Source organism: Candidatus Micrarchaeota archaeon (genome assembly GCA_021163225.1).
In the GTDB taxonomy this organism is placed as follows: domain Archaea; phylum Micrarchaeota; class Micrarchaeia; order Anstonellales; family JAGGXE01; genus JAGGXE01.
Map to the genome: position 1 here is coordinate 1 of JAGGXE010000050.1, position 10,519 is coordinate 10,519.

Annotated in this window: 7 protein-coding genes; 4 read left to right on the forward strand and 3 right to left on the reverse strand. The window is 46.1% G+C overall.

From position 1 onward, the window contains the following. Positions 1 to 1,330: hypothetical protein (locus tag J7K41_03570; GenBank protein ID MCD6549757.1), on the forward strand; the 1,330-nt coding region annotated here is incomplete at its 5' end. A 15-nt stretch (positions 1,331 to 1,345) separates the two neighbouring features. Here J7K41_03570 and J7K41_03575 read toward each other — a convergent pair. Next, on the reverse strand, positions 1,346 to 2,161 hold the full coding sequence (locus tag J7K41_03575) for a hypothetical protein (GenBank protein ID MCD6549758.1): 816 nt from the start codon (positions 2,159 to 2,161) through the stop codon (positions 1,346 to 1,348). A 113-nt stretch (positions 2,162 to 2,274) separates the two neighbouring features. On the opposite strand from J7K41_03575, the gene J7K41_03580 reads away from it, so the two are divergent. Both J7K41_03580 and J7K41_03585 read left to right on the forward strand, forming a co-directional pair. Next, complete coding sequence (locus J7K41_03580) at positions 2,275 to 4,950, forward strand: AAA family ATPase (GenBank protein ID MCD6549759.1); 2,676 nt, start codon at positions 2,275 to 2,277, stop codon at positions 4,948 to 4,950. Positions 4,951 to 5,270: 320 nt separating this feature from the next. Continuing rightward, positions 5,271 to 8,003, forward strand: coding sequence for a hypothetical protein (locus tag J7K41_03585; GenBank protein MCD6549760.1), 2,733 nt, complete (start codon positions 5,271 to 5,273; stop codon positions 8,001 to 8,003). A 132-nt stretch (positions 8,004 to 8,135) separates the two neighbouring features. Here the strand turns inward: J7K41_03585 and J7K41_03590 are convergent, their stop codons facing one another. Then, complete coding sequence (locus J7K41_03590) at positions 8,136 to 8,765, reverse strand: CAP domain-containing protein (GenBank protein MCD6549761.1); 630 nt, start codon at positions 8,763 to 8,765, stop codon at positions 8,136 to 8,138. Positions 8,766 to 8,868: 103 nt separating this feature from the next. Here J7K41_03590 and J7K41_03595 point away from each other — a divergent pair, with 103 nt between their 5' ends. Continuing rightward, positions 8,869 to 10,023 (forward strand): ArgE/DapE family deacylase, encoded by a 1,155-nt coding sequence (locus J7K41_03595; GenBank protein ID MCD6549762.1) that lies wholly within the window; start codon positions 8,869 to 8,871, stop codon positions 10,021 to 10,023. A 3-nt stretch (positions 10,024 to 10,026) separates the two neighbouring features. On the opposite strand, the gene J7K41_03600 is transcribed toward J7K41_03595, so the two are convergent. Next, positions 10,027 to 10,519: hypothetical protein (locus J7K41_03600; protein ID MCD6549763.1), on the reverse strand; the 493-nt coding region annotated here is incomplete at its 5' end.

Below are 10,519 nucleotides of genomic sequence, written 5' to 3' on the forward strand. Positions count from 1 at the left end.
GTCGCCTCAGAGTCTATTTCTGAGGAGGGGATTTAAAATTTTCCCCTCCTCAACTCTGAGGGTTAAATTTATAAAGAATTATTCACAAAAGCAGAAATCAGGTGAGCTTATGAAAAATGTACGTTTGGTTTTGGTCGTTTTGTTGATGACGGTATTGATTAACGGCGTGAACTCTAGAGTGGTCTCTTCGGGTGAGGGAAGTTACATATTGAGTGTCGACCCTTCAGAGGTTACTTCAGGATGTATAGAATACCTCGGTGATACCGAGGTGCATCCGAAGGTGGAATGCAGCGCTGGTAAGTATTGGTACACATGTAACATTTCTTACACGTTTGATTTTACGATTCCGAACGTTGATGCGCAAACCTCGGAAAAAGCGTACCTAATTTATGAAACTGGATACAAACTTGGAAAATATAATAATTGTTTTTATAACTCTCGCTCATATAACGTACATTTAAATGGTTATTACTTCTCTTGTGCGAGAGATACTTGCAAGTTTTCGTTGATCCCTACAGACACTTATTTGGATATGGATGGGACCAATCATTTTCAAACATACTTATGGGCGTCTCCTGAGGAGTTTAGTAATATAGAAAGTGATAAGAGTGAAGTAACGAAAGGAGAAGAGGAAAGGCGTACAAGAGATTTACTGACGTTGGCGAGTTTTAAATTGTGTATGTTTTATCCTGATCTTGAAATAGTTTTGGATTCGGACCTGCCGTCCACCGTCACTAACAAGGATGTGATTTATGTAGAAGGTAGAGTGATAAATAAAGATCAGATAGATGCAAAAAGGGTGAGAATTACTCTGGAATCATCAGATTTTAAAGTCACTCCTCGGGACTTTGAAGTTGATATATCCGGTAATTATGACTCTGACGACTCGGTTAAGAAGTTTAAATTTAAACTAACTCCGCCTTCTCATCGTACAGATGAGTATGAATTGTACGGCATAAACTACGGTACTGTGAAAGTTTCGTTTAAGGATGATACTGGAGAAACAAGAACAACGGAGTTGGATTTAGGTAAGGCTAATTTTGAAATCGAAAATGAAGAGGATGCCGAGCATGTTACACTACCCTACAATGAGGAAACTCCTTATGAAGATAATTATGAGAGTACAGAAACAGAAGAGTATACTGAATCGTCTTCAACACAGGACTTTTGGTCAATAGCGGGTCCTGTGGTGGCAGTTGTCGTGATTGCGGGTATTGCTTTTGGAATATTCTATATCATGAAAAAGAAAAGAAGTGGAGATGACTGGGATACGTTTGACAAAAAAGAAAAGAAAGAAAGGAGGAAGAAAGAAGAATTTGATGAATGGTGAAAATGAAAGGTGAAATTACGTTCTGACGATATCCCTTATCCAATATTCGACAGTTACGAAATGTCCTGCATATGGATGATTGAAATCTATGGTCAACCGGTTATTCTTTTCATCAACATGTATCACCGCTCTACGGAGGGCGCTGAGAATCTCTTTGGTAGAGTTGAGTGACGAACCGGGTAACGGCAACAGCAGAGTTTCTCCGTCTTCAACATCGACCTGTACAACCGCGTACCCTTCGTCTTCATGAACTTCAACGATCTTTTGCGCAACCCCGTTCATTACAAACGTGTCATTGACATGCGGATGTCTGAGTACTGTGGCATAACCGTCTGTGATGTTAACCACCGTGCTGTTCCAACCTTTCTCATGGAACTCCATCCCTTCTGTTATGTTGTCCGTGTTGAGCCTGTGTTCTAACGTTTGAATGCTCACGTTCTCGGTAAGGTTGAGACGGTATCTGTAGGGGGCCGTGTAAACCAGGGATTCGTTACGCTGTCCGTACAGGTTGGGTATGACGACAACTCCGTGTGTCCCGTTCTCTTTACCTATCAGTTCATTTATCAGGATCTGCGGTATCTGTTTTTCAGAAGGACTGATAAACAGTGTGATCGGTCCGTTGTGTGAAGGGGTGATGTTGTTGGCTTTTGCAATGTCCGGAAAGGTTGTGGCTATCAGTGTACCGTTGTCCAATATCATCGTATAATCGAGTTTTACCATGTCACCCTGTTGAACCGTGACCTTCTCTGTGTGCTGGTCCTCCGTGCACCCGAAACCGAAGAACAGTATCAACACCAATCCCAAACTCAGAAGATGAACCCCTGTTTTCATCATGTTGTTTTTCGTACAATGGTTTAAAATTCTATGTTTCTACCATTGCTTTGATCATTCCTCTGTTCTTCACCGATGAGAAGGTTTTAAATCTTACTTTTCTATTTTCAAACATGCGTATGCCTCTGATATACTACCGTGTTACTGGCTTCTTCAGAGACCTGTTAGATAATAAACCGTTTTGGGACGGGCTGATCATATTCCTGGGTAGTCTTTTCCTTCTTATTGATTTCCCTTTCTACCCGGTCGCGCTTTCGATAGTCCTCGCCCTCCTTGCAGGTTTTGTCGGTTCCAGAAAACCCTACCTCGGTTTGGTCGTCGGACTGGCCGCTGCTTACCCAGCGGTCGTTTATCAATCTCCTCTGTTGGGATGGATGGCCATGCCCGTAATAGCGGCGGTTCTCTTCACGATGTTCAAATACTGGAATGTGATCGCATTCATAGAGATCGTTCTGTTCGCACCGTTTGCACCCTACCCGTTCTCTCTGTTCGGCGGGTTCGTCTTCTTTCTTATGACCCTGTTCTCGCTGTACCTCGGTTCCAAAAGGTCCCTTATGTTCACGGTTCCGACGGTGTTCATGATAACCATGATTTCGTCAATATGGTTGGTTCAGAACTCTGTGTTCATGCCCGTTGACCTGTCTCTGTATCAACCTGGCGATATCGCTCTCATGCCCGTCCGCGACCCTCCCTCTACATTCTTCGAATTTGCATCCGCTCTCAAACAAACACCGTCCACCCTGTTCGACCCGTCGTTAATAGGTGTGCTGACACCCGCATTCTTCAAGATATTGTCTAACATGGGTACGCTGTTCATCAACGACAGTTTAGTGCTCCAGATGATACTGTTCGGCGGTGTATTCTACGTTGTGGGTGCTATCCCGGGATTCATAAGAAGGTTCAGGTACAAGCAAACAGTCGCATCGCTCGTTCTGTTCATCATTCCCTTCGGTTACGGATGGATATGTGAACAGTTCGGTTATGCGTACAATAATAGTATTTATTATTATGTGGGTGCGGCGGTGCTGTTGGTGTTCATCATGGAACGGTACAACATAAACGTCTCCAGAGAACGGTTGATCTTCCTCCGCGAACGCGCTAAAAAGTTCGGTAAGTTCAGACTTAGAGACCTTGAAGAGGCCGCGGGTGTGAGTTCGCTCAAAGATGTCGGCGATTACGAAGATGTGAAAGAGGAACTCAAACGTTCTATCATGCTCCCTTTGGAACATCACGGTGTCGCACATGCTTACGGAATAAGACCGCCTAACGGTATATTGTTGTTCGGTCCGCCCGGCACCGGTAAGACGTTGATCATGACTGCGTTGGCTAAAGAACTCGATTACGGGTTTTATTATGTTAAATCGAGCGAGATACTGGGTAGTCGGTTCGGCGAATCGGAGAAGAATATTACCGAACTGTTCGATATTGCTCGGCGTAACGCACCGTGCATACTGTTCTTTGACGAAATAGATGCGATAGCTAAACGAAGGGATATGCTTACATCCGAAGAATCGTTGCGCGTGCTCAGTCAGTTTCTTCAGGAGTTGGACGGGTTCAAAGAAGTGCACAGAGCGGTTGTGATCGGCGCCACTAACGTTCCTCATCTTCTCGACCCGGCACTGCTTAGACCGGGACGGTTCGACGTGATCATATACATGCCCCTGCCGGATAAACGGGCGCGGTTGGAAATATTCAAGGTGCATACACGTAAACTGCCGTTGGCTGACGATGTGGACCTTGAAAAACTCGCTGAAAAAACAGAACGGTTCTCAGGTGCGGATATAGCGCATGTGTGCGCTGAAGCTAAACGTAATGCGGCTTCCCGTGCCCTTGAGAAAGGTAAACTGGTACCTATCACTATGAAGGATTTTTTGGATGTAATCAAACATATGAAACCGAGCGTGTCCCTGTCCCAGTTGGAGATGTACGAACGGTTCAGGTTGGATTATGAGCGGTCCTACCGTAAAGAGATGCCCGAAAAGGGTGAGTTGACGTTTGACGATGTGGCCGACCTGGAGAACGTTAAACAGATTCTTAAAGAAAATATAGAACTCCCTCTACTACATCCCGACCTGATGAAGGAGTATAAACTTAAACCGATCCACGGACTCCTTTTGTACGGTCCGCCGGGTTGCGGTAAGACGATGGTTGTGAAAGCCGCGGCTAACGAACTCGATATACCCATGCTATCAATAAGCGGTGCGGAACTGTTGAGACAGGGTTACGAGTATTCTATTAGAGTTATTAAGGAAACGTTTAACCGGGCGCGTGAAAACGCGCCCGCTATCATATTCATCGATGAAATCGATACGCTAGGTGAACAATCGATATTCGGTAGAAGCGTGATCGGTCAGTTGTTGGTTGAGATGGACGGTATACGGAACATCAGGAACGTGATGGTGATAGCCACCTCTAACAAACCCTGGCTGTTGGATAATGCGTTGCTCAGACCGGGGCGGTTCGATAAATCGATTTACGTGCCGTTGCCAAATGCCGAGACGAGAAAGGAGTTGTTCATACTCAATCTTAAAGATATAAAAGGATTTGATGAAGTCGATCTTGACAGGGCCGTTAGGTTGACGGAGGGATATTCTGGAGCGGATATCGTGGCTGTGTGCGACGAAGTCAAACGGATGTTGGTCAGGATACGGTTGGGTGAGAGAGAGGGTGAACCTGTATTAAACGATAAACTGATCGAGGAAGCGATCAACAGCGTGCCGCCTTCGGTTAATGATGAACTGCTCGAGAAGTTCAAAGAGTTTGCTAAGAAACACAGGAGAAAACATTGATGAATAACGAATTATACTGTATCATCAGTAAATCATGCATCGACGTTGAAATCGAACCTAACTTCGGTTATTGCCGTAATATAATCTGTTATTTATAAAATGGAATTTATTCAAAATGATAAGATTTAAAAATGTTTCCAACTCATCTGGTAAATGACAACGTTGATAGATAAGGATATCAACGTTGTCGTCCTCACGCATGTGAGGATGGACGACACGTGATGTGTTGTCTCTGTGGGCAAAAAAACGCCGCTGTTAATCTTTGTGCGGGTTTCTCCCGCGTGCCCATAAACCCATAAGCGGCGTTAAAACGAGGTGAGATGGATATGAAAGGATTGAATGTGAAGAAAATCGCTGCGTTGGCTGCCGGCGCTGTATTTTTAGGTAGCGCTGTAGCCGGTGCAGCTTTGATGTCCGACCTCGCGCCCAACACGACCCTGGTGAACGATAACGGCGTTCCCCAGGTGACCGTGTTGATCCCCGAGGCCGGTGCAGCATCAGACGGTGTAGCAGGCGCAAGGATTGCGGCAAAGATCGCCTATGAAGCCTACACCACAAAGACATACACAGCAGACTTCTCAGGTACACCGCAGTGCGAGGCTACTGGCGAAGGCGGTGAGACGACCACGACATGCGCTGTCGAAGGTCAGAGCGTTACACTCCAGATCGAAGCACCCGGTGTTGCAGGCATCTACGAGTTCAGCCCGCTGATCTATGACGTGTTTGATAAAGAAATTGGAAACAGGGATGGTTCTAAACCAGCGTCAACAGACACTTATGACGGAGATGATGACGAGGAAGATGCAAGTCCATTCTTCCTGAGCACCGGTGATGAGGACCTTTTATATAAGATAGGAAGTGACTTTTTTGATGACTATCCCATTTCGGTATCTGGTTTGTCAATAACAGAAAAGCAGAGTGTATGGATCGGTGGAAAGACAGACGTAAATTGGGATGATGAGCCGGAAGGAGATATAGATGTGGTGGTATACAGTGCCAAGTTCTGGTGGGGCAATAAAATGGGTATTCCAGTGTGTACCGCTGATGACGGTGACTACTGGGCTGAATGCGAAGTCGGAACGAGTGAAGACCCGAATCTCCAAGTAGATAATAAACAGGTCTACATAAATCTCCTCGGTGAAGATTGGGTTATCAGTGACATGAGTGGTGTTCCAACAAGCGGCGCATGTGCAGCATTGTCAAACGAAGAAGATAGATGTACAGGAGGGTCTATAAAACTTGCTAAAGAGATGGTTCCTGCGCAGGTGTTGTCCGTCGGTGATACGATCGCAATTAGCGACAGTCTAACACTTAAATTGACAGACATTACTTTACCGACTGGCGGTACAGGTGGTGGTATACCGCATGCAGTCGTACGGCTACTTGGTCCTGGAGGAGAGACAGACGTGCTTGACGATTTGGACATTACTAAAGGCACCACTGAGGATTATGTGGCTGCCGATGGTACGACCTACAAGATCCATGTATATGATGCAGTGCCTGGTTTAGGTACCCAAAGGTGGGCAAGGATTACGGTTTACTCACGTGAATGGACATTAGAAGACGGAAAACCGATAGACGATGATACTAACGAAGATTGGATAGTCCATTTGTACTGGAAGAACAAGGATGCATCTGCAACTGAACAACGTGCCGATACGCTTAGAGAAATAGTGTTTGAAAACGATAATGGCTGGGAATTAATGCCAAATGATCACATTGACGTTGTTGGTGACCCTGCAGTGTATAGGTTGACTTATAATGGACTTTCAGACGCTCAAATGACGACATTGACTTTCGAAGATGAGAAGTCACAGAAGATAGATCTATGCGGTTGTACACCTACAACTTCAGGAGGGTGCAAGATCAATTCCGATGGTGAACCGCTTTGGATAAAGATTTCTACAAGTGATGGGGAGTTTGATGGTACCAACGACGGAAGTATCATATACGTGGCACTTTACCGGGGTAATGTGGGTGGCGATGCAGCTGCTGCAGGTGCCAGTCTTGATCCTGGTGACGTTTGGGTCTACGATTCCCACAACGACTGTATCAGCGAAGAACTAAACGGTGCGGGTGCTGTGACATTCACTTACAAACCAGCAGGTGGCGACTATGGTGCATTGACCATCGATACTACAAATGTAAACAGGGATGGTGATGCTGATAAATTCTCAGGGTCTATCGATAGCAACTCTGCCAATGATGATGTTGTAGATTTCGCTATCGAAGAGGACATCGGTAAAGTGATAACCGGAGACGATTCAGGCGGATTTACCTTCTCATACGGTCTAGATGGTACAACCGCTACAAACGCACAGTTCCAGCAGAGCGGTTCAGCCGACAGTGCTGACGATGATCAAAAGGCAGAGTATACTGCTCCCATCCATGGAACTCTCGATCCAGTCCCCCCAGCCACAGACACTTCTATCCTCAAAGATATTGTAGGTAAAGAAGTAGAAGAAGGATTCGTATCTCTAAGAGGTACAGAATTTGATACAGCATCTTCCAGCAGGTATCAATTTAAGTTCCCGAGCACTGTCAAACGCATGCAGTTCTCATTCACACCTGTGGGCAGCGCTACAAATCCGAACGTCAAGAACTGGACAGCGGTGGAAGGTGACAGCAAGACCTTCAACGACGTTACAATCACAGTGTTGTCGATCGATCCGGATACTGTGAGCTGCGGCGTAACCGGTACAGGCAGTGCAGAGTGCACCTATGTCGAAGGTTCGGCAGTGCCCATAATCAAGGAGACCGGTACACCGACCGTTGACGCCATCGTCAAACCGGCAAGTGATCCGAGCTGGCAGAACCTGGTAATGCTGGATACACAGGCAAGCGGTATCAGCGGCAACTTCATCGCTGTCGGTGGTCCTGTGGTCAACACAGTGACTGCACGCGAACTCGGCGACGCTGATCGTGCAACCCTCGAGTCACAGAAAGTGCTCATCAAAGAGGTTGCACCCACCAAGATCATCGTTGCCGGTTGGGAAGCAGAGGATACACTGACCGCAGCAGACCAGTTCATCGCCTCTATGAAGAGGGTGTAAACCCCTTTCCCCTTTTCTTTTTGTTTTTATTTTGATATCGTACTTATCCGAAATCGCTTTTTCTGGTGGAAAAATCTTAAAGAGGTTGGAGAAATCTATAAGGGAAATACGGTAAACCTTCATCAGCTAATTCTAGGGTTTTGAGAATAAGATTTTTGGTAGGTAGTAATCGGCAAACTCTTGCACTATGAATATCTTATAACATCTGTTCGCGCCGTCAAGGTTTCCTTCGGTTTTTTCGACGCTGTGTTCTCCCGGGAGTGTTCTGACGGTGTACGTGGTATCGAAGATTATTGATACGGCCACGCCTGTGAAATCGTATTCGCCCAAGATGTTCCTTCTATGCGGAGCGGAGGATAGCCATTGGTTCACGATTGTTCGTATTACATCGTTCAAATCAACGCGTTGTTCGAACATGGAACATGTTTGATCAACAGTCCATTCGTTGTTGCATACTGCACAGTACCCGACGTTTTCACCGACAGCAAGCGCTCCGATGTTTCTCAATCTCTCTCCCACCGTCCTTCCTTTGCTGTCCCCGTGTCCGCAGTAGTTGTGTTTACTCATATCATCGGCATGTTCTGCAGCGATCCTGTCAAGGTTCCTGTCTTCAGCAAGCGGTTCGAGGGCATGGATTTCTCTAACCTTGTTGACTTCCCTGATTATCCCACGGCTGATACGTGCTTCGGCCGAAGGTCCGGCGCATCCTGCTACTGTTAGAGCGAACAGTGCACCTGCAACGACCCGTCTGAGATTTTTCATATTATTATATTTTTTATCACCCAATTTTTAACTGTTTCGCTAAACAGATTTTTAAAAATAGGGTTTTTATTTAAGACAAACCGAAGAGGTAGAGGTGCGGTCTATGGATGTTGTTGAGGTATTATCCGAGTTGGTTTCGGTGGACACTAGTTCTCCAGGAGAAGGATACCGTCAGATAACGGAAATGATAACTGGATACCTCCGGGATCTGGGTGTTGACTATCGTGTCATTGACGGGAACGCCCCTGACGGTAAACACAGACCCAACATACTTGGAGAGGTTAATACCGATTCGGATAAAACGTTGTTGATCGCTGCCCATTACGACGTTGTCCCACCTGGTGATGGTTGGGATACGCCTCCCTTTAAACTTACTGAGATAGATGATCGTTTGTACGGTCGTGGAGCAAGCGATGATAAGGCTGCCATCGCGATCCTGTTATCCGCTCTAGATGAGACTGATCCTAAAGTTAACCTGAAGATCCTGTTCACCTGTGATGAAGAGGTGGGCGGGAGGTACGGTTTAGGTTATATTACCGAAAACCATCCTGATCTACTGAAGAGCGATCTCGCATGGATCATGGACGCCGGTACCGAGATGATCTCTATTGGATGTAGTGGTGTTGTGAACGGATGGCTCCGGGTGTTCGGTAAGGGTTCGCATGCAGGTTATCCTCATATGAGTGATAACCCGATCCCTAAACTGGCTCGGGTGATAGACCGGCTTAAAGAGTTTCAGACTATGCGGGAGGGTAAACGTTCGGTAGCGCGTTCTCCTCCAGGTAGCCCGTACGATCACGTGTGGGGAAGGTTTAACATCACGGTATTACGTTCCGGTGAAAAACCTAACATGATACCCGAGTATGCTGATGCTGGGTTTGACCTTAGATTGTTGCCAGAGGAATCAGTAGATGAGGGGTTAGGTGAATTAAAGGAGTATCTGGGTCGTGTGATGGATGAGTTGGGATACTCTTATGAGATTCGTGATGTGATCGGGCATGAGGGTTATCTTACACGAGAAACACCAGAGGTCTCCCGATTTGCTGACATAGTAAGTTCTGTTTTAGATAAGAATATCCCTGTGGGCGCAGAGTTGGGTGGTACCGACGGTCCGTTCATAAACAGGCTGGGTATTCCCACCATAGGGTTCGGTCCTATCGATCCCGATACTCGCTTTCATCAACCGAACGAGTTCGTACGTAAGGAGACGTTGAACAAGATGATCGATGTGACGACCAAGGTGATTACAGAGTTGTGATGTTCATTTATACAGTAGTCTGATGATTAGAAAAACCGGGATCCCTACGTGTAATGTACGGGCTTCTTCATACGTCCGACGGTCCAAGTCTGGTGGGAAAAGTGTTTCGGACGGCGGCCGCTGACATTCTGCACTGAACCTGTCCAACAATGTTGGTTCATAATCAAACAGTTCCTCGTAATCTGGTTGTAGGTGGTGCAGCACATAATCTATTTCATCGGATACGCCCGGTTTGTTAACTTGGGCAAGTATCATGTCGGATACACCTATTGGGATGGATTCTTCTTTATGTTCGGGAATGTTAACCCGGAACACAAGAGGTGGTGGAGGCGGCGCGGATATAGTCTTCTGTACATCATGCGTAGCACCTCTGGATTCTTCACCTTGCCTGTACAGTTGGAGTTCAAGTAAATAATTAGCAAAATTGTAATCTTCTGTAGGAATACGCGCGTTATACAACTTTGCTGCTTCATCAAAGGTCATAAAACCGCAATCA